This is a genomic window from Clostridium sp. Marseille-QA1073 (assembly GCF_054863625.1).
This window is the reverse complement of the sequence record NZ_JBSVQM010000016.1, coordinates 13,726-38,296: the sequence shown is the minus strand read 5'-3', so window position 1 is coordinate 38,296 and position 24,571 is coordinate 13,726. Positions and strand designations below refer to the sequence as shown.

The following is a 24,571-nucleotide window of genomic DNA, read 5'->3' as shown; positions in this document are numbered from 1 at the left end:
TCTAGATATATTTCCTAGTAAATTCAACTTTATAATTAATTAAAAATTCTCTTAGTTATTTGTAATTTCTCTCTAAATAAATAATAAACCCTCCTATTATAGGAGGGTCAATAGAGTTTTTAATTTTTTATTCTGCTAATTTAAATTTATTTAGTTGCAAAGAAATTGTCTCTTTTTCTCTAACTATAGTTTTAGGTTTAACTAATTTTTCATTTATTAAAATGAATCCTTTTTTAATCCCTTCTTCTATCTTAGAACGACTTAAATCTAAAATTTGATTTGATAACAATTTATCTAATCTTATTTTTTTATCAATAACGTCAATAGTTATTTCAACATAATTAAACCCTTTAGCAATTAAGTCTTCTATAAATATCATATCTATTTTAGATTCTCTTTTATAAACTTCATAATCTAAATTATTTAATCCTGGAGTTGCCTTAAAAGTATTTAGCATTTTATTCCATGTATGATTATTAGGACATTTGTATATGGCATAATGAAATATATTTTTTCCATTTGCATTTTGTCTTCTTTTTAATGAATCTATAAATATAACCTTTCTCCCACAGTTATGACAATATCTTTCTTCACTATCTAAATTATTATTATGAATTTCCCAATTTAAATATAATACTTTCTCCATATTCCTCTCTCCTTAAAACTTCAAGAGGAATATTTATTTTAAGGGACGGTTCATTAAAATTTATAAGAATAATAAACCCTATCCTAGTTAGTAATGCATTAATCATAAACTTTATACTCCTCTTGTTTATTGATTTGAATACACTACTTTATAATAAGGAGTCATACGATTTCACCTACTTTCAAATAAAAAAGGCTATAAGAAGATAATTCCTCTTATAGCCTAAATTTTTTTAAATCCTTAATTTTAAATTAAGTAAAGCAAAGCTAACCCATAAATTATGAGCAAAAAATTAAGATTAATCCAGCTCTATAAGTTTTCTACCTTCTAATTACTAATTTTTAAGAAGCATAACAAATAAACCTAATTACTTAGGTGTTTTAAAACTTCTTTATTAATTAAATAAAAATTTAATTAGCAATTAGCTGGTTCCATAACTATAAGCCCTCCAAAATTTAATCTCTATAGTTTATAATATATGATACCATTGTAAAATTGTCAATAAAATATAGAATATTCAAATAATATTCTATTAATTCAATATAAAATAAAAAACACTATCCTGAAACTCAGGATAGCATTTTTATTGTAAATTTATCTTTTTACTAGTGGAAAAGCAATAATATCTTTTATAGAATTTGCTCCTGTTAAGAACATTATCATTCTATCAATTCCTATTCCAAGTCCTCCTGCTGGTGGCATACCTACATCTATTGCCACAGCAAACTCTTCATCCATAGGACTTGCAGTTTCAAGTCCTGCTCTTAATTTATCCGCTTGATCATGAAGCAGCACTCTCTGCCTTAATGCATCATTTAGCTCTGAATAAGCATTTCCAAGCTCTACCCCATAAGCATAAGGTTCAAACCTTTCTATTAGCTCAGAATTTTTTCTATGAACTTTACAAAGAGGTGAAGTTTCTACAGGAAAATCTATTACAAAAGTAGGTTCTACTAGCTTTGAAGCTGAATACTCATCAAAAATAGTCATTATTAAATCACCTTTTGTCATGTCTTTAATATCTAATCCTTCTAAAGCTTCCTCACTTAACAATTCTCTTTCCTCTACTATTTTTACAATTTCTTCTCTTGATAAAAACTCTACATCAATCCCTGTATCTTCTTTTACTAAATCACACATTCTAGCTCTTCTCCATGGTGCTTTAAAATCAATTTCTACACCATCATAAACACTCTTTGTTGTTCCGTTTACTTTAGTAAATACATACTCATATAAATTCTCCATAAGTCTCATCATATCTGTGTAATCCGCATATGCCATATAACATTCAAAAAGAGTAAATTCAGGGTAATGAGTTCTGTCAATTCCTTCATTTCTAAAGGATCTTCCTATAGTGTAAACCCTATCTACACCACCTACCATAAGCCTTTTTAAATAAAGCTCAGGAGATACATTCATATAAACGTCAGAATTTAGTGCATTTACATAGGTGATAAAAGGCTTTGCTTCTCCTCCACCATATTTAGTATCGAGAATAGGAGTTTCCATTTCAAAAAATCCCATGCTATTCATAAACTCTCTTATATAACTTAAAGCTCTTGAACGCTTTATAAATCTTTCTTTGACCTCTGAGTTCATAATCATATCTAATGAACGATGTCTTTGTCTTAAATCCATATCTTGAATTCCATGGTATTTTTCAGGTAATGGTCTTATAGATTTAGAAAGTATAGTGAACTCATTAGCTTTAATTGTTATTTCCCCTGTTTTAGTCTTAAATACTGTACCTTCTACCCCAATAATATCTCCTGTGTCTATAAGCTTTAATAAATTATACCTTTCATTACCTAATGCACCTTTATTTAGATATACCTGTATATCGCCTTCTTGATCTCTTAGGTTTAAAAATGTTACATTTCCCATTCTTCTAAGAAGCATTATTCTTCCTGATAGCGTAAAAACTTCTTCTTCTTTTATATCATGAAAATTGTCTATTATATAATTTGAATAAACACATTCTTTAAAACTATATGGGTATGGATTTATTCCTCTTTCTATTAACTCATTTAATTTTTTAACTCTTTCCACCACAAATTCATTTGCGTCATTCATTATTTCTCTTAAATCTTCAATATTTTCATAGTTTCTAAACATTAATGATACCACCTTTCATTTTTAAAAGTTAGACATCTTCTTAAAGTAACTAGTAAATATGCTAGTATCTTTTATATTAGATGTCTTATTAAAATTAAAAAAAGTCAAAAATAAAACTCTCACCTCCAAGACAATAGTCTTGGGGACGAGAGTAATTAACTTCGCGGTACCACCCCAGTTTGTTAATATGTCACCATATTAACCTCTTCAAGTACGTCACAATTTCTGTGATTATACTCTAGCTCTATAACAGGAGCTCCTGTCAAAGTATACTTTTAACTAATAAGTTAAAATCCACCTGAAACTCAGAGTCTTTTTTCAATAAATAATTTATTCACTCCCTCTCACCTACTGGAGTTCTCTGTACAACAATTAATTTATCTACTCTTCTCTTCATAGTCTTTATATTTTAAATATTATTTTAATTCGAATAATTGCAAAAGTCAATAAGAAAATTAACTTTTTTATAAAATCTATCAAATTATATTATTTGTACCAATTTTAAATAAGCCTATGATTATGAATATTTTTCACGATTATGCAAATTTTATTTATGTCTTATGCTTTTATTTGTAATAATCTAAAATTAATTAAAAATAAGGGTTGGCTAATTAAAAATAATGTATTATTATAAATATTGTTTGTATAATTATTAATTTTATAAGAAAGGAAATTTATTAATGGAAAATTTAAATCAAAGGAAATATTCCTCAGCTGATTTGTTACGTTTTATTATTCCATCATTAATAGGGGTACTATTTTTTATGACACCTATTTTATACAATGGAGATATTACTATACCTGTAGCTGTATTATCTAAATTTGTTCTTAATTATTTTGTAGAAATACTACCACTTGTTATGACTGTCATTATATGTGTAACTGTAACAGGAACTATTTTAACTAAGATATTTAAACCTAAATTTATCTTAAAAAATAGCTTTTTAAATACATTATTTAATATATCACCTATTTGGCTAATTGCAAGAATTGCTGGTATGATCTTTGCAGTTTGTACTGCATTTAAAATAGGACCTGAAATGATTTGGTCAGAAAATACTGGAGGCTTGCTTTTATATAGCTTATTACCTATCTTATTTTCTGTATTCTTATTTGCAGGCATGTTTTTACCATTACTTTTAAATTTTGGACTGCTAGAGTTTTTCGGTACGTTGTTAACTAAAGTAATGCGTCCTATTTTTAAATTGCCTGGACGTTCCTCAATAGACTGTATTGCTTCATGGCTTGGAGATGGTACCATTGGAGTACTTTTAACTAGTAAACAGTATGAAGACGGATTTTATACCACTCGTGAAGCAGCGGTAATAGGTACAACTTTCTCTGCTGTATCTATCACTTTTAGTCTTGTTGTAATTTCTCAAGTAAATCTTGGTCATCTATTTGTACCATTTTACTTAACAGTTACCTTTGCAGGAATTGTGGCGGCAATCATAACACCACGTATTCCACCATTATCTAGAAAACCAGATACCTATTATGGAGATAATAAACAAAATATTAAAGAAGAAATTCCTGAAAATTTTACTCCTTTTCAATGGGGATTAAAACAAGCTGTTGAAAAAGCTAGTAAAAATAATGGTATAACAGGAGTCTTAACAGAAGGTATTACAAATGTTTTAGATATGTGGATGGGTGTTATACCTATAGTTATGGCAATAGGTACTTTAGCATTAATAATTGCAGAATACACTCCTATATTTAAATTTTTAGGAATGCCTTTTATTCCTTTACTTGAATTATTAAGAGTGCCTGAAGCAAAAGAAGCCTCTCAAACTTTAATTGTAGGATTTGCAGATATGTTTCTACCTACTGTTATAGGAAGTACTATTAAAAGTGATTTGACTCGTTTTGTCATAGCTTGTACTTCAGTAACACAACTTATATACATGTCTGAAGTAGGTGGATTACTAATAGGCTCTAAAATTCCTGTTTCAATAAAAGATTTAATAATAATCTTTATTGAAAGAACTATAGTAACTTTGCCAATTATAGTACTGGTTGCACACATATTGTTTTAAATATAATATATCTTAAATAAATCCTAGGAAGCTTTTTCCTAGGATTTTATTATTTATTAGCTGACTTATTCTTCATCATAAAAATCTAAATAAGAATGTTTTTCTCCATCTTTTTGCCATCCTAAAATAGCATTCATATTTACATTTTGTGCTGATCTAAATATGGATTTATCTACGTCATTAAAGTTTTTCTTTAATTCTGTAATTAGATCCTTAATTTCAAAACGTTTATTTCCAATCTTCTTAGCTGCAACCATACATGCGCAGTTTAATGGCCATATACCACTACTTTGAGTAAACTTTTGAATATAACATTCCTCTACATAATAAAGAGGACGAATTAATTCTAATCCTTCAAAATTTGCAGCCTTTAACTTAGGAAGCATAGTTTTATAGTTTCCTGCATAAAGGACATTTAATAGTGTAGTTTCTATAACATCGTTAAAGTGATGTCCTAACGCAAGCTTATTACAGCCTAATTCTTGTGCTTTTGAATATAATGCGCCACGACGCATTCTTGCACACATGTAACAAGGATAATCCTTAGCAATATCATCTACAATTTTAAAAATACCAGATTCAAAAATATGAACTGGAATATTTAAATAGTTACAATTATCAATTAGTAGCTCTTTAATATTTTTATGATAACCAGGGTCCATAGCAATAAACTCTAGCTCAAAATTCATCTGTCCATGACGTTTAAGCTCTTGAAATAACTTAGCCATAACTAAGCTATCCTTACCACCAGATATAGCTACGGCGATTTTATCCCCTTCTTCAACTAAATTATAATCTTTTATTGCCTTAATAAATTTAGACCATATATTTTTTCTATATTTTTTAATAAGACTACGCTCAATTTCTTCAAGTGGCTTTCTTTCATTAAAAGGAATTAAAACCTCGCAACCACTTCCTGCAATCTCGCTCATATTATCACCTCACTTACCACGAAAATATTATATCACCATTAGCTGATTTTGTCTTTTCAAAGCGTTTAAATTATATTTGGAAATAATATTAGTATTATGTATATTTTGTGTTAATGTTTATATATAAATACAAATATCCCAAAATGAGGAGTGTATGTAATGTTTTCCAGAAGAATTAAAGCAAGGATTTCTATTATATTATGTTCATTAATGATTTTTAGTATTATTGGGACATTAAATTTATTTTCAAAAATAGAAGATGGATATAAAAAACAGGTAATTAAAGAAATAGAATCCCTTATGACTGAAGCGAGTAATGTTGGTGCAGAAGTTGACTCTAGTGAACTAGATTTAGAAGTTCAATTAATAAAAGATCTAACTGATATAGGATTCCTCTTGAAATTTGGTATAGAATGTCAAAGGGAAGTAAATGCTCAAAAACTTGAGATGAAACTGCTTGCTCACAAGTCAACAAATTTAGCTGCACCTTCTGAGAAATATATTGCCAAAGAGTCTTGTAAAACCTATGAAGGCAATACTATTTTAGATATTGATGAATCCAATCTATCTTTTCCTTATGAAATTGATATAAATATCCACTATTCCTTTGTACAAAATATAGATGAATATGGATTATATACTCAAAAGATGTATAAAGTTCTAGATGTTAATTCAAATATTAATAATGATAATATCAATGAAGAAAATTTTACTATAAAAAATTTTGAACAAAAAGACTGGTATATATCTGAAATGACAGATTCTTATGCTCGAATCTGTGGTGCAGCTAAATATACATTAAAAATTCCTGGACAATTCCTTATAACTTGTGCAGTTCCTTTTTCAGCAAAACTTGATGTTGGTGAAGGACTATTCTTATATGAATCTGACTCTCCAATACACAATTAAATTTAATATATAGAAAAAGTCATCTAACATAATTATGATAGATGACTTTTAATCTATTCAGATAAATTCCTTATAGATGGATCTTCAAAGAAAGTATTTGCATTGTAGAGTATTAACATATCATTTATTTGATTTTCCTGTATTAGTGTATTTAATCCCTCACTGTAATATCTAAAGTCTACCATATAAATCTCACTAAAATGGGATGTTAAAAAAGGTACAAAACTATTTGCATAAGAATCTTTAACCACTAATAGCTTTCTTCCTTCACCCTTATTACTTGTTATTTTAATTAATGGATGGTTTCCATTAAAAAATACTGTATACTTATCTTTTTTATTGATATTATTCATTTCATAAAGTGATTCATAGCTTTTATCTTCCCCTAAATACTCTACTTTATATTTTTCATCACCCTTTGGTAAATATAATTCAATACTGTCAGGGTTTAAATGTCTAAAACCACCTTTTGAATATAATGATCCATAAAATTCATCTGTAACCTTTTGTATATTAAAATATTCTTCTCCCTTTGGAGTAATCCCCATCTTCTTAATTAGTTCTTCATATGCATAATATGCACCTTTTGTTGTCCAATGGTGATCTGTTTTATAAAATATGTACTCATCTTTTTTCGAACTTAAAGTATCATATAAATCAACAAAATTTATATCATCATTTATAGATTTTTTAACTTTATCAATATATATAAGCTCATCACTATCGGAGACATAGTTAGGAAGCTTATCTTCTAATATCTTAACGGCAGTAGGTACTAGCATAAAATATTTATTAATGTTAGGTGTTAAGTTGTCAAAAGAATTTATTGTTTCTACTTTATTCTTTAAATCCTTATCTTCTGGTTTATTAAATTTTTGAATCAAGAAACCATCTTTGCCTAAATAAACATCATTATTTTCCTTTTTTCCTATAGCTCTATCCGTATCAGATTTAACTCCTATCCAAAAATCTCTTAAAGCAAATTGATCAGAAATATACTTTTCATAATTTGAAGTAAACTTGCCACCCATAAGATTTTTAAATGAAAACTTTGGTAGTTGCTCTAAGTTTCTATTTTCCGAATCTGAAAATTTCCTGCTAGGAGTTAATATGTTTAAAGTCACCATAAGACCTATAAATAATAAAAGCAATATTGCCATAATATATTTATATATTTTGTCATATCTATTCAAGAAAAACACCTCTTTCAAAGTGAACATATATATAAATTACCTTAAGAATTAATATATAGCCTAATATAGCTACATCATCAAATATTCCAATTCACAACTTTAATCAATGGAGAATTGAAAATGGACAATTGACAATTATTGTTGAAATTAGTTTTAATCAAACTAATTTCTTTAATAGATTTTTAATAAAAGTGACTTCGTCACTTTTAAAAGGAATAAGTTGAAAACTTCTCTTGAGAGAAGTATCCATAATTGTCCATTGTCAATCGTCAATTCTCAATTACATAAATATAAGCTAAAACAATTTGTTAACACAATTTTATGAGTGTATAGATTAAATTTATGAGTGGTACATATATATATATGTATATTAATACTATTAAAATCTAAAGTATAAGAAAGGATTATATGTTTCATTTACTAAATAAGCAGTTGAAAGAAATATTAATATTAAATATAGAGGTGGAACAACTATGGCACCTACCATCTTCAATCTTTCTCTTATACTTACAATAACCTTTCTTGGAAGTGGAGTTGAGCAAATTGCTAATACTATAAACAATACTATATTAGTTGATATGTAATATAATGTTTTACTGTCCATTAATAAATACTTACCAAAACCAAACATAGTTCCTATGAATCCCATCGCTAAAGATAGGCTTTCAAATTCAAAAAATACCCATCCAACAATAACTATAATAAGAGTATAAATATGTCCTATAAATTTAGGTTTATTCTTAAGCCACTTTAAAAGGAATAACTTCTCTATAGTTACAAAAAATCCAAAATACAATCCCCATAAAATAAAGTTCCAGTTTGCTCCGTGCCATAATCCTGTTAAAAACCATACCACAAACAGGTTTCTAAGCTGCTTTAGTTGTCCTGTTCTGTTTCCACCAAGAGGAATATATACATATTCTCTAAACCATGAACCTAATGAAATATGCCACCTGCGCCAGAACTCAGTTACACTCTTTGATATATATGGATAATTGAAGTTTTCCATAAGATCAAAACCAAACATTTTCCCAAGACCTAATGCCATATCAGAATATCCACTAAAGTCAAAATAAATTTGGAAGGTAAATGCAATTATCCCTAACCATGCAGAAATTACTGTAAGTTCTGCCATAGGAGTTGCTTTTACAGTAGTCCAAAGAAGTCCTATATTATTTGCAAGAAGTACTTTTTTAGAAAGTCCTCTTATAAATAATTCTGCTCCTTCACCAAATTTATCTAAAGTTTCTTTTCTTTCATCTAATTGCTTAGCAACATCCCCATATTTTACTATAGGGCCTGCAACAAGTTGTGGGAACATAGTAACATACGCACCAAAAGATATAATGTTTTTTTGCACAGGTACTTTGTCTAAATATACATCAATAGCATAGGACATAGTCTGAAATGTATAAAAAGATATTCCCACAGGAAGTGGGAGAGTTGCCGCATTTATACTTAAGTTAAAAATATTATTGATATTATCCACTACAAATCCATAGTATTTAAAGAAACAAAGTATCCCTAAATTTACTACAATGGAGTTTATAAATACCGCTCTAGCAATCCCCTTACGTTCTCTATACTTATCTATAAGTAAACCGTTAACGTAATCAAATACTGTTGAAAATATCATTATTAATATGTACAGGGGCTCTCCCCACGCATAAAACACAAGACTTACTAAAAGTAATATTAAATTCCTAAGAGCTCTAGGAGATATATAATAAATAAAAATAGTTAGTGGTAGAAATAAAAAAATAAAAATTAGACTACTAAATACCAAAGTTTGTCCACCTCCTAAGCAACAGCCTAACTCTCAAACTATTGTTACTTAAGAGCTTCGTCAAATGCACTTTCTATTTTATCAGCATCTTTAGATATTGCTAAAAGAACATAGTTGTCTTTAGTTTTTAATACATGTTTTTCTATTAAGAAATATTCATCTGGAAGATAATCTTTAAAACTTTTACCTTGCTCTTCTACTCTTTTTGATAATTTTCCTTTAACACTTTCCACATTATTAGCATCCTTAACTTTAATTACTGCCACTTCATCAGCTTTAAGATTTGTAGGAGCTACATAAAGAATAAAATTCTCAATCTCATCAGCACTTATGTCATATAGCTTTTGAAGTTTGTCATTATCTCCTTCTTTCATTTCATCCAGTTTAACAGTTTGTTTAATCTTTTCTCCTATTTCTACTGCCGAAAGGTTCTTAGCTTCTTCTTTTTTACCAGAGCATCCAGTTAAAGTTCCTAGCGCAACGGCACCTACAACCATAGTAATAAGAAATTTTTTGTTGATTTTTTTAAATAGTTTTAACATCTGCTTTAAATCTCCTTTTTCTATATTAAATTTTTAAGTATCTAAAATAATTAGTTAAATATCTTCAAGATATCTTACGTATTATTGCATCACTAATTTCTCTAGATAGAATTCTATCTAGAGGTCCTATTAATGCAGTATGACATAAAATATAGAAAAATAGTAACTACCTATTTTTTGAAAATACCTAATAATTATTTTACATTATTTTTTATATAATCAAGCCATAACTCATAGAAGTGATATTTAGTGTGTTTTCCATCAGGCTCATATAAATCTTTATGTTCTTTTAATAGGGGTGCTATATTAAAATAATTCACTTCTTCCTTTTGTGCCATATTTATTAATGCGTTATTAAATTCATCAACACGAGTGTTTGCAAGCAATGGATCCTCTTTTTGTGCTTCTTCATTAATAGGAAGAATAGAATGAATATAAATATTTACCTTAGGTAATTTTTCCTTGAGCATATGTATAAGATCTGCATAATTCTTTGCAAATTGTTGACCATCTATTCCTGTCTCTAGATCATTCATTCCAAAAAGTATAAATATATTTTCTGGTAATAAACTGGCTACCTTGTCCACATCTTTCTGCGCCTGAATAACAGTATGTCCTTTAGCAGCTATAACACGAGACTCATCTAGAAACTCATAAAAACCTAAACTTTCTGTTATAGAATCTCCCATAAATACAGCATTTTTAAAAAATTCTTTATTATCAATTTCTACTTTTTTAACTTCGCTACTATTATTATTTAAAGAAGAATCAGTTCTATTATTTTTTTCTTGATTAACTTTGTCTATATTTAAGGTGTCTTTATCTTTCTTTTCAGAGGTTCCACTTTCTTTAAAATCTTCAATTTTATTATCATTATTTTTATCTATATTAACGTTACTTTTTGCCGATGCAGTATTCTTACCAAAAACATTTTTAAATACATAATTCTTTACAGGTATTGATACAGCAAATACAACTAAAGTAGCAACGGTTATCGACATAACAAATCTCTTTGGATTAACAATTCTTAATTTTCTTCTTTTTCTTCTTCTATATCCCTTCATAATACACCTCTAGTAATCTTTTCGTAGTTAATATATACATTTAAATGTTAAATCATAACATCTATCGACAAATAGTATATAAGAAAATTATATCCCTATTTTTTCTTAAAAGGTTAAGAAAAGGTTAAGAAAAGTTAACAATTTAACTTCATTCATATTTAGTTTAAATTAATATAAAACTCTATGCAACAAAAATACTATATAAGATTTTATGTAGTATTTTCCAATATAATTTGAAATTTTAAATTTCTTAATTAGTCTATCACAATTTTATATTGCAACCTTTTATTTACATTTAATTAATAATAAATTTATGGTATTTAAGGTAAATTTTAAGATATACTTAGAGAATATACTCTTATGAAAAAATTTTTATACTTAACTGATTATATTTAAATTTGAGAAAATATTTACATTGGCTTGGTTATACACTTTCTTATTGTTGATGATAATTTATATACTGTAGTAAATTTTGTCTAAATTGCATATTAATCATAACAATACTAAAATATTATTATTGATTTTACATCTATTTTAAATTAAAATGAAAGGAATTATAAATAACTAATTTTACTGCTTAAAACAACAAACTTTAATTTCTGCTACAAGCCTCAATATAAATATTCAAATATTCATATTTTAATATCTAATACCCAAATTAAGAGAAATTTTAAAATCTTCCACAAATTTTAACTTTTAATATTTCTCTAAAAATATGTTAAAAAATAATCTATTAATGTAAAAAATAAAGAAATTATACTTTTATCATCAAAATAATGAAGGAGGTCATCTATGAAAGATTCATTAAAATTCAGCGAAATATTATCTATAGGACTATTATTGTTTGCTATTTTTTTTGGTGCAGGAAATATGATTTTTCCGCCCGCATTAGGGCAAGCTGCTGGTATTAATACGTGGATTGCAATCTTAGGCTTTATTGCAGCAGATGTAGGCCTTTCACTGCTAGCTATAATGGCTGTGGCCCTGGCTGATGGCAACTTTAATAAACTAGCTAGCCGTGTTCATCCTAAATTCGCTAAGTTTTTTATCATTACTATTTATATGGCAATGGGTCCATTTTGCGTTGTTCCAAGAACAGGTGCAGTATCTTATGAGATGAGTGTAATACCGTTACTACCACAAGGTTTTCAAGGTGAGTGGATTGCACGAATTTTATTTACCTTTACATTTTTTATAATTACTTATTTTTTAGCATTAAATCCATCTAAATTAGTAGATCGTATCGGTAAAATATTAACACCTGCTTTACTATTTATGATAGGTATTGTAACTATAACTTCTATAATTTCACCAATAGGCAGTTTTTCAGTTCCAATTGGTGAGTATGCTCATACACCTTTTTTAAAAGGATTTTTAGATGGATATCTAACATTAGATGCTGTTGGTGCATTAATTGTTGCTATAATTGTTATAAATTCTATTAAAGAACATGGTATTAAAGAACCAAAACTAATTGCAAAAAATACAATTTATAGTGGTATAATTGCCTCATTAAGTTTATTAATTGTTTATTTTTCATTGGCATATTTAGGTGCTTCAAGTAGTTCTCTAGGTCAAACAAAAGATGGTGTAACTATACTTACAAATGTTATGAGTCACCTATTTGGCACAAGCGGCATATTATTATTAGGATTAATTATAACCTTTGCATGCTTAACAACTTCAGTAGGTCTTGTTTCAGCTTTTGGAAATTACTTTACTGAATTGTCTTCAAAATTTTCTTATAAGAAAATTTTAGGTCTAGTTTGTTTATTTAGTTTTATAGTATCTAATTTAGGTTTAAGTGTTATTCTTAAGGTGACTGAACCTCTTCTCCTTATGATATATCCACTAACTATTATTTTAATATTAGTATCATTTATAGATAAATATATTAATTCAAATCCTAAGGTTTATATTGGAGCTATGATATGTGCATTTGTTATAAGTTTTATTCAAGTAATTGAGGGCTTAGGATTTACTTTTTCTCCTCTATATGAAATTGCGCATATGATTCCACTTTATGATGTAGGCATTGGTTGGCTAATACCTAGTATTATTGGTGGTCTTATTGGATTGTTTGTACCTTATAAAACTGCTAAAGAATTAAATGCTTAATTTATAGTTAAAGCCTTATAAAAGTTTTACTTTTATAAGGCTTTATTTACGTAATAGCGTTACTATAGATGTACAATCACTTTTTGACAATATAATTTAGATATATTATCTATTTTCATTATTTTAGTTAAATAAATAGGTATTGTTCCTAAGCATACTGAACCTTAGGGGAACCCCAAAGGGCTTCACTACTGTTCCCTGATGTGGTAAAAATTAAAACTAATTATCTATTTTTGAAATAGTGTTCATATTGATATTGAACATTAACTCATCTAAGCTTTTATATTTCCACACTAGAAAATATGCTAAATTTATAACAAAAATTATAATTAAAATCATATTTAAATAAATATTTATATCAGCAGTAAAACTCTCACTAAATAGTTCAATTACAATTTTAGTATTTATAAAACTAATAGTATAGGGTAAAAAAAATATGAAATACATTTCTTTTGTTATTAATTTCTTTAACTCTTTTTTTGTTAGACCTATGCTCATTAACCCTTCATATCGATCTCTATCTAAAAGAGTATCATTATAAAATTTGAAATGTATTAAACTTAATGTCATAAAGTAAAGTAATACTGATATAAATCCACCAAAATATATTGCCATATTAGAGGAATTTCGTTGTGTTATATATCTTGATAATCTAGATGTGATATCTATATTATCATCTAATGAGTATTTTTTAATATTATTATATATATCTTCATTAATTTTGCTTAATTGTTCCCAATTTTCTACTTCATATCCCATATAATAAGAAGTTTTATACTGTTCTTCTAATTCTTTATATAGTTCCTCAGATATAATATATATGTCTCCACTTGGTAAACTATAATCAATATTGCTTCTTATAATATCAGTAATTTTAATTTTATATTATTTATATAAATATAAGATTCCTTTATATTATTTTTATCAATAGATTGTATTCCCTTATTTATAAAAGCTATTTCATTTTTCTTTAAAGAAAGTTGTTTTTTATCTTTTGATATTAAAAGAGAATTATAATCACTAGTTTTTATAAAGATTATATTGTTCTCTCCATTTGTCATCAAAAGCTTAAATTCATCTTTAACATATTTAAAATTTTATTATTAAATGTATTTTCTATAGATTTTTGCACATTCTCATAATTAGTGTTATCTTTTAAAACTATACTATATGTGTAAGGTACTGCTATATTCAATTCTTTTTTTAATATATTTATTTCTATATAAGCCAAGCTTAATAATACAAATGAAAAAGTTAATAAAAACGTGCTTAAGATTATTAAAGAAATCATACTATTTATTTTTCTTGTTATACCAGATAAAAATAACATATTATTCTTATTTAAATATATTATCTTTATATCTTTTATAAAATTTAAACATATTAATAAAATACTTTTTAAGAATATATAATTTATCAATATTAACAAGATAAATTTTATAAAGAATATATATGTATCTTTCTGAGTAAATTTATTAATATATATAATTATTGATAATGTAAATAGAAATATTAAAATACTAAATATTTTATAAAGTTTTGTTTTTTCTTTATTGTTATAATGAGGAAATAATAGTGAATAAGGTGTAGCTTTTATTATCCTTCTTGACGCAATAAAAGGAACTATAATAAACAGTATCCCATATCTAATTACTACTTCCTTAATTACCTTTATAGAAAAATAAAAATTCATTTCAGGACCTTCTAGCATTGATGAAAATATTATAAGAAAGAACTTTGAAAAAATTATACCTAAAATCATTCCTAGTAATATAGATAATCCGCCAATAATAATATTTTCAATAAAAATTATTTTATAAAAAGCTCTTTTATTCATCCCAATGGTCTTAAATATTCCAAATTCTTTTTTTCTTAAAAGCATAAAATTCTTTAATGAATATAACACAAAAAATATAGAAATAATAAACAATGCTTCTCTAAAGCTCAGTATTTCATCTTTTACTATTCGATACTGTTTTTCATATATTTTAGGATGATTTAATATAACAGAAAATATAAAGTAGGCAAAAACTGATAGGGTACTAGTTACTAAATAATATATATACTTTTTTAGATTTCTAAAAGTATTTTTAAGTAATATCTCTTCAAATTTCATAGGTTTTTCCTCCAAGGAAAGATATAACGTCTAAAATACTTTTATAGAAGTCTTTTTTACTATCCCCACTGTATATTTCATTATAGATTTCTCCATCTCTAAGAAATACTACCCTTTCGCTAAAACTTGCCACATAAGGATCATGAGTAACCATAAATATAGTTGTTTTCAGTTCCTTATTTATTTTTTGAAATAATTTCATTATACCTTGGGAAGTATTAAAATCTAATTTTCCTGTACCTTCATCTATAAATATCATCATAGGATCATTTATAAGCGCTCTTGCTATAGCAGCTTTTTGTTTCTCGCCGCCGGATAGATTTATAATGTTTTTTTTCAAAATCTTTTCAATACCTAAAAGTTCTGAATATCTTAATAGCTTTTCTTTAATAAATTTTTGTTTTTTCCCTTCTAATACTAGTGGCAATATTATATTATCTTCAACATTTAATTCCTCTAATAATTTAAAATCTTGAAAAACAAAGCCTAAATTTCTTCTTCTATTAAGAATTAGCTCTTCATCCTTTTTAAATTTAATATCACTACCATTAATCTTAACTTTTCCAGCTGAAGGTTCTAAAACTGTTGATGCAATTTTTAACAGAGTGCTTTTTCCACTTCCAGACGGCCCCATAACAGTTAAGAAATCACCTTTCTCAATAGATAAATTTATATTTTTTAAAGCTATTATTCCTTCACCATATACTTTATATATTTCTTTCAATTCAAGTAAATTCATATTATAACCTCTAAACATTTTTAATTACAAGCTTAATTTTTGTACCTATACTTTCTTTAGATTCAATATATATTTGATGACCAAGCTTATCACAAACTTCTTTTACTAAATAGAGTCCCATCCCTGTTGATTCTCCATATTTTCTTCCAATCTCACCGGTATAAAAAGCTTCAAAAACCCGTCTAATATCTTTTTTAGCTATACCTATACCTTTATCTTCTACTTCAACTATAATATTATTCTCATCTTTAAATCCTCTAATATCTATATATTTACCTTTATTTTTAGAGTATTTTATTGAATTAGTTATAAGCTGTTCCATTATAAATAATATCCACTTTCTATCACTATTAATAATAAGATTGTCTTCTACATTAACCCTTGGAAACACACCATTTTTTATAAATAATCTCTTAAGAAATATAACTTCTTCATTAATAGCTTCTTTAAGAGAAAAATTACTAATATTAAAATCATGCTCAAAATTATCTAATCTAGCATTATAAAGGGCAAGTTTTAATCCTCTTTCAAGTTTATCAACTTCCCCTTTTATATTCTCAACTATTTCTTCTCCATCATTTTCTTGTATATAAAGTTTTATTACAGATAATGGCGTTTTCATATGATGTACCCATTGATTTATAAAAGAAAGATGTTCTTCTTGTTTTTTTAGTTGAATATGAACCTCTTGTTGATAAAAACCATAAAGCTCTTCACAAAGTTTATTCATACTTCTACCTAAAGAAGAATCTCCAAATTCCCCCAACACTTCCTCAAATCTATTATATTTATTATCTAAATTTTTATAAACCAACTTGTTTTTATAATATCTATGAATTAAATAACATATTAAAAGAAAGGAACTTAAAAAGATGAAATACATTAAATTTGGTACACTATTTAACCCATCAAAAATAAAATATATAGTTAAAAGAGCAATAAAGTTCATTAAATAAAGTATTATTAGTCCCATATGCTCTCTCAAAAATAGTCTCATTAATTATTTCCTCCAAGTAACATTTATTTTATATCCTGAACCTCTTAATGTTTCTATTCCATCTTCTATTCCTATCTCTAAAAGCCTTTTTCTAGCTCTAGTTATATTTACATTGAGAGTATTATCATCAACAAAGCTCTCATCATCCCATAACTTTTCTAAAAGTGTTTCTCTAGTTGCAACTTTGGGATATTTCCTTATTAATGTATCTAAAAGCTCTGTTTCTTTTTTGCTTAAAACTATACTTTTATCGTTGAAATGAAGTTCAGACCTCTCAGGATATAAGATTAATCCTTCAAGCTCTACAACCCTCTCATTAGTTGGAGATGAATACTCTCCATAAACCCTTCTTAAATTGCTCTTTATCTTAGCAAGAACTACTTCATAATAAAAAGGCTTAGTTATATAATCGTCAGCACCACTTTCTATTGCCATAACTTGATTCATTTCACTATCTCTTGCAGATATAAATATTATGGGACATAATGATATTTGTCTTATTTTAGTACACCAATAATATCCATCAAATTTAGGCAAATTTACATCTAAAAGCACTAAACTAGGATTTTCCTTTTTAAACACTTCCAATATATCATCAAACTCTTCTATTACAACTACTTCATAACCATATCTTTCTATATATTCAGCAAGTAACCTTGCAATATTGCTATCATCCTCAACAATCATTACTTTATAATTCATTAATATTATTCCTTTCTTTATGATTTATTTTAATTATAGTATAAAACTTTTCTACTTTTAAGATTAGTTATTAATAACTATTTTATAATAATATCTGAAAACTAATATACATAAAATAACTTAAAAATTAATGTATAGCTTAATATAACTACACCCTTAAATATTTCAATTCACAACTTAAAATAATACACAACTAAGAAGGAAATTACTTTATTGCTTACATATTACTTTCTTAACTCTGGATATAAAAATTTATACATCTTTACTCTTTGCTCTATTCTTTCACCATAATATTTTCTTGCATAATCAATCATCTCTTTGTCTTCTTTACCGTTTCTTATAATCCAATTAGCCATCATTTCATCATAATTTTTGTCTGTATAACTTTGAGATATATACCATGTTCCAAGCTTAATATTTGTATCATTCTTAGCAACTTGTTCCCTTTTATATAAATTCTCTCCCATTTCCTTTGCAATTTTTATACCAGCTTCATCTGTAATCTTCATTAATCCTGAAGGTTTTCCTTCTACATATTCAACTGGCTCAAAATTAGTTTCAAAATGAATCACTGCTGCAATTAATATTGGGTCTACGTTGTATTTCTTTCCGTACTTTTCAATTATGTCCTTATTATTTAATGGATAAATCATAGTTCTAGCAAATACTATCATTCCTATTATTAATGTTACTAACCCTACTATGAGTACTCCAAACTTTTTCATATTTGTCTACCTCCCTGCTCCACTTAACCCCTTAATTTTTAAACTGTATTAACTACATATAGGTAAACTTTAATCAATGTAGAATTGAGAATGGACAATTGACAATTATGGTGGAAATTAGTTTTAATCAAACTAATTTCTTTAATAAATTTTCTGATAAAAATGACTCTGTCACGTGAAAAGAAATCAATTGTCAATAGTCAATTCTCAATTTCATATTAATGTAAACTTAAACAATTTATTAATACAATTCTATGAATACATATATTAAATTAAAAGTCGCACATCTAAATGTTTATATTACTTATTGTAAAATCATATGATGATATAAACCATTGATTTATATTTCACTATCATTACAATGTTGTAATACTTATATCGTTATACAGTGCTTAATATTGAAATTAATGTTATACTTTGCATGTAAATGATTCATTATTTTAGGGGGTAATAAAATGAAATCTGAACAGTTAAAACAACATCGCACCTACTATAATCAAAAACTAATAGATGTCAATTCTTTTTTTAAAGAATTTGGCGAACTAGATGATAAAGCTTATTCTGATGGTGCTATTAGTAAGAAAAATAAAGAATTAATGGATTTAGCAATTTCTATAGTAACTCGTTGTAATGAATGTATATTATACCATTTAGAAGGTAGCATTAAAGCGAAGGCAACTTTAGAAGAGATTATTGAAGCAATAAAAATTGGTGTAATTGGTGGTGGATCTATTACTTATCCCAATGCTAGATTTGCATTTGAAATGATGGATGAATTAACAAGAAAGTAATATATTAAAATTATTATTTTACATAAATATAGCCGTAGAGTAAGTTCTACGGCTACTTAATTATCTAATGTCCTGTTCTGTATAATAAACTATTCCAATTGCTCCTGGGCCAACATGAACTCCTATTACTGGTCCTATGTCGCATATTTCAACCTCTAAGCTAAAGATGTCTTTTATCTTATTACTTAATTCAATTGCCTCATTAAAGCAATTGATATGATGAATAACTACTTCCCCTAATCCATATTTATTAGTATCTTCTAACATTTTCTCCAACATTGTTGTTACAGCCTTCTTTTTGGTTCTAACTTTTGTATATATTGTTGTTTTTCCTTCTTCAACCGTCAAAATAGGGATTATTTTAAGTAAATTCCCGATTAAGGCACTTGCTCCTCCAATTCTCCCACCTTTTTTTAAATATTCAAGATTATCTGGTATAAATAAAAACCTACTTCTCTTTAGGTTTTCTTCAGCAATTTTCTTAACTTCTTTTAATTCCTTCCCTTCCTTTGCTGCTCTTGCAGCTAAAATAGCCGCAAATCCAAGTTGCATACAATTAGAACGGGAATCTAATATTTCTATTTTTGCATTTTTATATTCTTCTAAAATCATATTTTTTACTATATGAGCTGTTGAGTATGTCCCACTCATTTCTGAAGATAAAAATATACACAGAATGTTATTACCATTCTCAACAATATATTTCATAACATCATATAACTCTTCAATGGAAGGCTGAGAAGATGTAGGTATTCCTTCTTTCTCCATCTTTTTATAAAAATTTCCATTACTTATATCAGATTCTTTAAAATTATCATTTTCAAATATGACATTTAAAGATATAGTTTTTATATCTAATTCTTCTTTAATATTTTTATCAATATAGCTTGTGCTATCAGTTAAAATTTTTACCGCCATAACTTTCTCCTCAATCATAAAATCACTTATTTATTTCCAATTCATGTAAGTAGTATTCAAATTGTTTCTATGCTAAGCATCTAAAAAATTAACTAATCAAACATTATAAAGATGCCTAATTATAAATTTATATTTATAATTAAATTTTAGCTACTTTGTAATTAAGTATATATGCTTATTTGAGGGATTGGAACCCTATAAACAAATAAATTAGAACTTCTTACTTATAAAATCCTTATATATTTCTATATTTAATAAGTTTTTCAACGTATATATTATTTTATTCAAATTTAAAATCTTTAACTCTATATTAACAAAATACTAGTTTTAATGCTCACTATAAAATACTATATATTAAAATAAAGAGTAGAAGATATATCTTCTACTCCTTATTTCATCTTAACCAAATAAAGCTCTGTCACTTAATGATTCTTCACTTTGAAGATTGTCAAAATGAGAAAGTAATTTATTTACTGTTAATTCTTTTTTCTCATCTTTACATACATCTAAAACTATATTCCCTTGATGCATCATTATTAATCTATTTCCCATACTTATAGCATGATTCAAATTATGAGTTACCATTAAAGTTGTAATTTTATGTTCTTTTATAATTTCATCAGTAATCTCATTAATTCTTTCTGATGTCTTAGGATCTAATGCCGCTGTATGCTCATCTAAAAGCAATATTTGAGGCTTGCTCATTACAGCCATAAGTAACGAAAGGGCTTGTCGTTGTCCACCAGATAATAAACCAACTTTAATATTTATTTTATTTTCAAGACCTAAATCTAATTTACATAATATTTCCTGAAAAAAGGCTATATTTTTTTTAGATATACCGTTAGTTAAGTTAAATGTATTTCCTTTATTTTGTGCCATAGACATATTTTCTAAAATTGTCATATTAGGCGCTACCCCTGACGATGGATTTTGAAATACCCTTCCTATAACTTTTGAACGTTTATATTCAGGCATAGTAGATATATCTTTATCATCTAGAACAATAGTACCATCATCTAGTGCTATTGCTCCTGATATTATATTCATAAGAGTAGATTTTCCTGCTCCATTACTTCCTATTATAGTTATGAACTCTTCTTTTTCTACATTAAGATCAAATTTATCAAATATAACTTTTTCATTTACTGTATTACTATTAAAAACTTTATATAAATTATTTATCTGTAACAAGAACCTCACCTCCTGTTGCTGCTTTTTTTCTAGTTTTAAAACTAAAATTTCTATTATTTAATGATAATGCTATAACTACTATAATTACGGTCACAAGTTTTAAATCCGTAGGCTGAAAGCCTAGCTCTAAGGCAATAGCTATTATAGCCTTATATATTACTGAGCCCAATATAGCCATAGTAGTTCCTTTTACTATATTAACTTTTTTAAGTATAGATTCTCCAATTATAACAGCAGCAAGTCCCATTACTACAATACCAGTTCCCATACCCACATCTGCAAATCCCTGATATTGGGCCATTATAGCTCCAGATAATGCAACTAGTCCATTAGAAATCATAAGTCCTACTATCTTGATCATGTCCTTATTAACTCCTAGAGAAGTTACTAATTGCTCATTATCTCCTGTAGCTTTAAGAATAAAGCCTAGCTTAGTTTTCAAAAATAAATCTAATATAATCTTTGAAGCTAATGCAAAAATAGCGATTATGATTATAGGATTAGAAACTGATGTGAAAATAGTATCTTTCCCAAATAGAGGAATATTGGATTTTCCCATTATCCTTAAATTTATTGAATATAATGCTATCATCACAAGAATTCCTGACAGAAGGTTAGTTATCTTTAGTTTCACATGAAGTAATCCTGTTATGATTCCTCCTATACTTCCTGATATGAAAGCTAATAAACATGCTATAAATGGATTTATACCATTTATAAGACAAACTGCTGCAATGGATGCACCTAATGGAAAGGTTCCTTCTACTGAAAGGTCAGGAAAATCTAGTATTCTATAAGTTATATAGACACCGATAGCCATTATAGAAAATATTAATCCTTGCTCTAATATATTTATCAATAGTCCCATCTAATTAACACCTCCTGTAACCTTCTCAGCTTTATCATTTAAATCATCAGGAATAGTGATATTTAACTTTTTAGCTGCATCAGTATTAATTATTAACTGCATTTCATCTAAGGTCACTATAGGAATGTCTTTAGGATCTTTTCCGTTGATTATATCAACAGCCATAAGTCCTGTTTGAAACCCAAGTTTATAGTAGTCAATACCATTAGTTGCTAATGCACCAGACTCAACATGTGCTTTTTCTGCACCTATTATTGGAATATTATTTTTGAAGCATTGACTAGAAATTAATGGCATTGATGATGCTACTATATTGTCTGTAGGAGTGTATAAAACATCAACTTTCCCAACCAGAGAATTTAATGCTTGTGGCACATCATTAACATTAGTTATTCCTGCTGTTACAATTTCTAATCCGAATTGAGGTGCTGCATTTTTAGCATTATTTACCTGAATTTCTGAATTTTTTTCACTGGTATTATATAAAATACCTACTTTTTTAGCTTCCGGTAAAATTTTCTTTAGAAGTTCAAACTGTTTATCAATTGAAACATAATCTGAGGTACCCGTAACATTTGTTTCAGGTTCTTTTATAGACTTAACGAGACCAGCCTCTACTGGATCTGTAACTGCCGTTACTAAAATTGGTATATCTTTTGTTGTATTGTAGGCTGCTTGAGCTGCAGGTGTTGCTATAGCCATTATCATATCCATTTTTTGAGATACAAATTTTTGCGCTATAGTTTGAGTTGTAGGAATATCTCCTTGGGCATTTTGAAAATCAAATGTTATATTTTTACCTTCTTCAAAGCCCTTTGATTTTAAACCATCAATAAATCCCTCTCTTGTAGCATCCAATCCTGGATGCTCAATTAATTGTGAGATACCGATTTTAATTTCTTTATTATCATTGGAATGTGTTTTATTAGAATTTGCACATCCTCCTAAAATAGCCGCAGTTAATAACACTGCAAAAACGCTTTTTAATCTTTTTGCTACCATACTACCATCCTCCAAAATATTTATAATTATAAAATAAAAAACTCCCCTATAGGAGAGTTATATAACAAAAAAACATAGACTCATTTTAATATCTCCTACAAAACTACCATTTTACCTAATTAAAATCTACTACATATAATGATATTTAATTTTAGTTAACCTTCTAAATACTACTTTAAAACTACAAAACTACTATTCTACTATTCTACTACATAAGTCAAAAAATTGACTTGTTAATATTCTATGTCTATTTCTTAAAGTTGTCAATATTATTTTTTTTACATATTAGGAATTGAACGGTGTCCTATTCCTATTACAACTTCATTTAAATGAAGTAACCCTATGCTCATAAATATACATACACTTAAATGTTCTCCGTATCTTGCTATTCCAATTTTTCCACCAACATTAAGCCCATTTGCCTTTGCTGCAACTTGCATAATTGCTTCTCTTGTTGCACCTACTACCGCACCATCATGAACATGACAATCTTCTATTATTCCATTTCTTTTTGAAGCAACTAATGCTCTTTCTATTATTTTAGGAATAGAACTATTAATATTTCCACCAACGTCTACTGCTACTGTCAAAATTCCTTTTTGTCTTAGCTCAGCTTCCAATGCTTTTTCTTCTTCCCTAGAAGATATGGCAAGTTTCAAAGCAATTTTTGCTACATCTATACTATCTATAGTCATAATATTTCACCTCAAATTTATTATTATACAAAACATTATAAACTAATTCATCAAGTAGTTGAATAAAATTCTTAATACTTTACTTTTACTAGAATTCAAATAAAAATAAAAGTAACTTTATACAGAAATAATTAATGGCATTCTTTTAAAGTTACTTTTATAAAGAATTATATTTTTATTTTTTTTACTATACCTTCATATAAATAATCTAAATACTCCGTGTCTACATCTTTATCCTTTAATGTATTTATTCTATTTTTAGCTTTGTCTAACACTTCTTTTGCTTCAGCAAAATCCTTTTGTTTTATACATCTACTTGCATATTCTAATAAATAATCAACTTTTAAAACTAACTCTGCTAAATCTTCTCTTTTATCATTAACTAATTTAACTAATAAATAATATATCTTTGGAGAAGAATTTGCCTTAGAATTGCTTAAAAGTTCATTATTCTTGCTACTTTTTTTAGACATTTTCTTA

Annotated in this window: 24 protein-coding genes and 1 other annotated feature; of the genes, 4 read left to right on the top strand and 20 right to left on the bottom strand. The window is 27.0% G+C overall.

Going from position 1 to position 24,571, the window contains the following annotated elements; genetic code table 11:
* Positions 1–127: 127 nt before the first annotated feature.
* Positions 128–646 (bottom strand): S4 domain-containing protein, encoded by a 519-nt coding sequence (locus ACY1IQ_RS14205; RefSeq protein WP_461614565.1) that lies wholly within the window; start codon positions 644–646, stop codon positions 128–130.
* A 594-nt stretch (positions 647–1,240) separates the two neighbouring features.
* Positions 1,241–2,761: a lysine--tRNA ligase gene (lysS, locus tag ACY1IQ_RS14200; RefSeq protein WP_461614564.1), complete on the bottom strand. Its 1,521-nt coding sequence runs from the start codon at positions 2,759–2,761 to the stop codon at positions 1,241–1,243.
* Between the two features lie 138 nt (positions 2,762–2,899).
* Positions 2,900–3,167 (bottom strand) — a binding site (T-box leader).
* 274 nt (positions 3,168–3,441) lie between these two features.
* On the opposite strand from lysS, the gene ACY1IQ_RS14195 reads away from it, so the two are divergent.
* Positions 3,442–4,800 carry a YjiH family protein gene (locus ACY1IQ_RS14195; RefSeq protein ID WP_461614563.1) on the top strand — a complete coding sequence of 453 codons (1,359 nt, stop codon included), beginning with the start codon at positions 3,442–3,444 and terminating at the stop codon, positions 4,798–4,800.
* A 65-nt stretch (positions 4,801–4,865) separates the two neighbouring features.
* On the opposite strand, the gene ACY1IQ_RS14190 is transcribed toward ACY1IQ_RS14195, so the two are convergent.
* The gene (locus tag ACY1IQ_RS14190) at positions 4,866–5,732 is read right to left on the bottom strand and encodes a tRNA 2-thiocytidine biosynthesis TtcA family protein (protein ID WP_461614562.1); all 867 of its coding nucleotides are present in this window, start codon (positions 5,730–5,732) and stop codon (positions 4,866–4,868) included.
* A gap of 159 nt (positions 5,733–5,891) precedes the next feature.
* Between ACY1IQ_RS14190 and ACY1IQ_RS14185 the strand changes: the two genes are divergently transcribed.
* Positions 5,892–6,641 carry a hypothetical protein gene (locus ACY1IQ_RS14185; protein WP_461614561.1) on the top strand — a complete coding sequence of 250 codons (750 nt, stop codon included), beginning with the start codon at positions 5,892–5,894 and terminating at the stop codon, positions 6,639–6,641.
* Positions 6,642–6,694: 53 nt separating this feature from the next.
* Here ACY1IQ_RS14185 and ACY1IQ_RS14180 read toward each other — a convergent pair whose 3' ends face one another.
* The 4 genes from ACY1IQ_RS14180 to ACY1IQ_RS14165 all read right to left on the bottom strand — a co-directional run bounded on the left by ACY1IQ_RS14180 (position 6,695) and on the right by ACY1IQ_RS14165 (position 11,226).
* Complete coding sequence (locus ACY1IQ_RS14180) at positions 6,695–7,834, bottom strand: DHHW family protein (RefSeq protein WP_461614560.1); 1,140 nt, start codon at positions 7,832–7,834, stop codon at positions 6,695–6,697.
* 379 nt (positions 7,835–8,213) lie between these two features.
* The gene (locus tag ACY1IQ_RS14175) at positions 8,214–9,620 is read right to left on the bottom strand and encodes an MBOAT family O-acyltransferase (RefSeq protein WP_461614559.1); all 1,407 of its coding nucleotides are present in this window, start codon (positions 9,618–9,620) and stop codon (positions 8,214–8,216) included.
* 44 nt (positions 9,621–9,664) lie between these two features.
* The gene (locus ACY1IQ_RS14170) at positions 9,665–10,162 is read right to left on the bottom strand and encodes a DUF4358 domain-containing protein (protein ID WP_461614558.1); all 498 of its coding nucleotides are present in this window, start codon (positions 10,160–10,162) and stop codon (positions 9,665–9,667) included.
* A 194-nt stretch (positions 10,163–10,356) separates the two neighbouring features.
* Positions 10,357–11,226: a GDSL-type esterase/lipase family protein gene (locus ACY1IQ_RS14165; protein WP_461614557.1), complete on the bottom strand. Its 870-nt coding sequence runs from the start codon at positions 11,224–11,226 to the stop codon at positions 10,357–10,359.
* 792 nt (positions 11,227–12,018) lie between these two features.
* Between ACY1IQ_RS14165 and brnQ the strand changes: the two genes are divergently transcribed.
* Positions 12,019–13,344, top strand: coding sequence for a branched-chain amino acid transport system II carrier protein (gene brnQ / locus ACY1IQ_RS14160; RefSeq protein ID WP_461614556.1), 1,326 nt, complete (start codon positions 12,019–12,021; stop codon positions 13,342–13,344).
* Positions 13,345–13,563: 219 nt separating this feature from the next.
* Here the strand turns inward: brnQ and ACY1IQ_RS14155 are convergent, their stop codons facing one another.
* The 7 genes from ACY1IQ_RS14155 to ACY1IQ_RS14125 all read right to left on the bottom strand — a co-directional run bounded on the left by ACY1IQ_RS14155 (position 13,564) and on the right by ACY1IQ_RS14125 (position 18,623).
* A complete protein-coding gene (locus tag ACY1IQ_RS14155) occupies positions 13,564–14,103 on the bottom strand; it encodes a hypothetical protein (protein ID WP_461614555.1) in 540 nt (179 codons plus the stop codon).
* Positions 14,104–14,201: 98 nt separating this feature from the next.
* Positions 14,202–14,405, bottom strand: a complete 204-nt coding sequence (locus ACY1IQ_RS14150; protein ID WP_461614554.1) for a hypothetical protein — start codon at positions 14,403–14,405, stop codon at positions 14,202–14,204.
* Positions 14,405–15,460, bottom strand: coding sequence for an FtsX-like permease family protein (locus tag ACY1IQ_RS14145; RefSeq protein ID WP_461614553.1), 1,056 nt, complete (start codon positions 15,458–15,460; stop codon positions 14,405–14,407). Before ACY1IQ_RS14145 ends, ACY1IQ_RS14150 begins: the two co-directional genes overlap by 1 nt.
* The gene (locus ACY1IQ_RS14140; protein ID WP_461614552.1) at positions 15,450–16,199 is read right to left on the bottom strand and encodes an ABC transporter ATP-binding protein; all 750 of its coding nucleotides are present in this window, start codon (positions 16,197–16,199) and stop codon (positions 15,450–15,452) included. The genes ACY1IQ_RS14145 and ACY1IQ_RS14140 overlap by 11 nt, the downstream gene beginning before the upstream one ends.
* A 10-nt stretch (positions 16,200–16,209) precedes the next feature.
* On the bottom strand, positions 16,210–17,196 hold the full coding sequence (locus tag ACY1IQ_RS14135; RefSeq protein ID WP_461614551.1) for a sensor histidine kinase: 987 nt from the start codon (positions 17,194–17,196) through the stop codon (positions 16,210–16,212).
* 3 nt (positions 17,197–17,199) lie between these two features.
* Positions 17,200–17,898 carry a response regulator gene (locus ACY1IQ_RS14130; protein WP_461614550.1) on the bottom strand — a complete coding sequence of 233 codons (699 nt, stop codon included), beginning with the start codon at positions 17,896–17,898 and terminating at the stop codon, positions 17,200–17,202.
* A gap of 224 nt (positions 17,899–18,122) precedes the next feature.
* Entirely contained in the window at positions 18,123–18,623 is a 501-nt protein-coding gene (locus ACY1IQ_RS14125; protein WP_461614549.1) for a transglycosylase SLT domain-containing protein, read from the bottom strand.
* 455 nt (positions 18,624–19,078) lie between these two features.
* Between ACY1IQ_RS14125 and ACY1IQ_RS14120 the strand changes: the two genes are divergently transcribed.
* Positions 19,079–19,414, top strand: a complete 336-nt coding sequence (locus ACY1IQ_RS14120; RefSeq protein ID WP_461614548.1) for a carboxymuconolactone decarboxylase family protein — start codon at positions 19,079–19,081, stop codon at positions 19,412–19,414.
* Between the two features lie 60 nt (positions 19,415–19,474).
* Here ACY1IQ_RS14120 and ACY1IQ_RS14115 read toward each other — a convergent pair whose 3' ends face one another.
* The 6 genes from ACY1IQ_RS14115 to ACY1IQ_RS14090 all read right to left on the bottom strand — a co-directional run bounded on the left by ACY1IQ_RS14115 (position 19,475) and on the right by ACY1IQ_RS14090 (position 24,564).
* Positions 19,475–20,332, bottom strand: a complete 858-nt coding sequence (locus ACY1IQ_RS14115) for a DegV family protein (RefSeq protein WP_461614547.1) — start codon at positions 20,330–20,332, stop codon at positions 19,475–19,477.
* Positions 20,333–20,731: 399 nt separating this feature from the next.
* A complete protein-coding gene (locus tag ACY1IQ_RS14110) occupies positions 20,732–21,526 on the bottom strand; it encodes an ABC transporter ATP-binding protein (protein ID WP_461614546.1) in 795 nt (264 codons plus the stop codon).
* Positions 21,510–22,394 (bottom strand): ABC transporter permease, encoded by an 885-nt coding sequence (locus tag ACY1IQ_RS14105; protein WP_461614545.1) that lies wholly within the window; start codon positions 22,392–22,394, stop codon positions 21,510–21,512. The genes ACY1IQ_RS14110 and ACY1IQ_RS14105 overlap by 17 nt, the downstream gene beginning before the upstream one ends.
* Complete coding sequence (locus ACY1IQ_RS14100; protein ID WP_461614544.1) at positions 22,395–23,396, bottom strand: ABC transporter substrate-binding protein; 1,002 nt, start codon at positions 23,394–23,396, stop codon at positions 22,395–22,397.
* 278 nt (positions 23,397–23,674) lie between these two features.
* Positions 23,675–24,091, bottom strand: a complete 417-nt coding sequence (locus tag ACY1IQ_RS14095) for a HutP family protein (protein WP_461614543.1) — start codon at positions 24,089–24,091, stop codon at positions 23,675–23,677.
* A 167-nt stretch (positions 24,092–24,258) separates the two neighbouring features.
* Positions 24,259–24,564, bottom strand: coding sequence for a hypothetical protein (locus tag ACY1IQ_RS14090; RefSeq protein ID WP_461614542.1), 306 nt, complete (start codon positions 24,562–24,564; stop codon positions 24,259–24,261).
* Between the last annotated feature and the right edge of the window lie 7 nt (positions 24,565–24,571).

Excerpts from the sequence above, each read along its gene's own strand:
- ACY1IQ_RS14195 (WP_461614563.1), top strand. The coding sequence starts at position 3,442 with ATGGAAAATTTAAATCAAAGGAAATATTCCTCAGCTGATTTGTTACGT.
- ACY1IQ_RS14155 (WP_461614555.1), bottom strand. The coding sequence starts at position 14,103 with ATGGGATATGAAGTAGAAAATTGGGAACAATTAAGCAAAATTAATGAA.
- ACY1IQ_RS14205 (WP_461614565.1), bottom strand. The coding sequence starts at position 646 with ATGGAGAAAGTATTATATTTAAATTGGGAAATTCATAATAATAATTTA.
- ACY1IQ_RS14190 (WP_461614562.1), bottom strand. The coding sequence starts at position 5,732 with ATGAGCGAGATTGCAGGAAGTGGTTGCGAGGTTTTAATTCCTTTTAAT.
- ACY1IQ_RS14135 (WP_461614551.1), bottom strand. The coding sequence starts at position 17,196 with ATGAGACTATTTTTGAGAGAGCATATGGGACTAATAATACTTTATTTA.
- ACY1IQ_RS14090 (WP_461614542.1), bottom strand. The coding sequence starts at position 24,564 with ATGTCTAAAAAAAGTAGCAAGAATAATGAACTTTTAAGCAATTCTAAG.
- ACY1IQ_RS14130 (WP_461614550.1), bottom strand. The coding sequence starts at position 17,898 with ATGAATTATAAAGTAATGATTGTTGAGGATGATAGCAATATTGCAAGG.
- brnQ (WP_461614556.1), top strand. The coding sequence starts at position 12,019 with ATGAAAGATTCATTAAAATTCAGCGAAATATTATCTATAGGACTATTA.
- ACY1IQ_RS14185 (WP_461614561.1), top strand. The coding sequence starts at position 5,892 with ATGTTTTCCAGAAGAATTAAAGCAAGGATTTCTATTATATTATGTTCA.
- ACY1IQ_RS14140 (WP_461614552.1), bottom strand. The coding sequence starts at position 16,199 with ATGAATTTACTTGAATTGAAAGAAATATATAAAGTATATGGTGAAGGA.
- ACY1IQ_RS14125 (WP_461614549.1), bottom strand. The coding sequence starts at position 18,623 with ATGAAAAAGTTTGGAGTACTCATAGTAGGGTTAGTAACATTAATAATA.
- ACY1IQ_RS14165 (WP_461614557.1), bottom strand. The coding sequence starts at position 11,226 with ATGAAGGGATATAGAAGAAGAAAAAGAAGAAAATTAAGAATTGTTAAT.
- ACY1IQ_RS14095 (WP_461614543.1), bottom strand. The coding sequence starts at position 24,091 with ATGACTATAGATAGTATAGATGTAGCAAAAATTGCTTTGAAACTTGCC.
- ACY1IQ_RS14120 (WP_461614548.1), top strand. The coding sequence starts at position 19,079 with ATGAAATCTGAACAGTTAAAACAACATCGCACCTACTATAATCAAAAA.
- ACY1IQ_RS14105 (WP_461614545.1), bottom strand. The coding sequence starts at position 22,394 with ATGGGACTATTGATAAATATATTAGAGCAAGGATTAATATTTTCTATA.
- ACY1IQ_RS14100 (WP_461614544.1), bottom strand. The coding sequence starts at position 23,396 with ATGGTAGCAAAAAGATTAAAAAGCGTTTTTGCAGTGTTATTAACTGCG.
- lysS (WP_461614564.1), bottom strand. The coding sequence starts at position 2,761 with ATGTTTAGAAACTATGAAAATATTGAAGATTTAAGAGAAATAATGAAT.
- ACY1IQ_RS14145 (WP_461614553.1), bottom strand. The coding sequence starts at position 15,460 with ATGAAATTTGAAGAGATATTACTTAAAAATACTTTTAGAAATCTAAAA.
- ACY1IQ_RS14115 (WP_461614547.1), bottom strand. The coding sequence starts at position 20,332 with ATGGCGGTAAAAATTTTAACTGATAGCACAAGCTATATTGATAAAAAT.
- ACY1IQ_RS14170 (WP_461614558.1), bottom strand. The coding sequence starts at position 10,162 with ATGTTAAAACTATTTAAAAAAATCAACAAAAAATTTCTTATTACTATG.
- ACY1IQ_RS14150 (WP_461614554.1), bottom strand. The coding sequence starts at position 14,405 with ATGACAAATGGAGAGAACAATATAATCTTTATAAAAACTAGTGATTAT.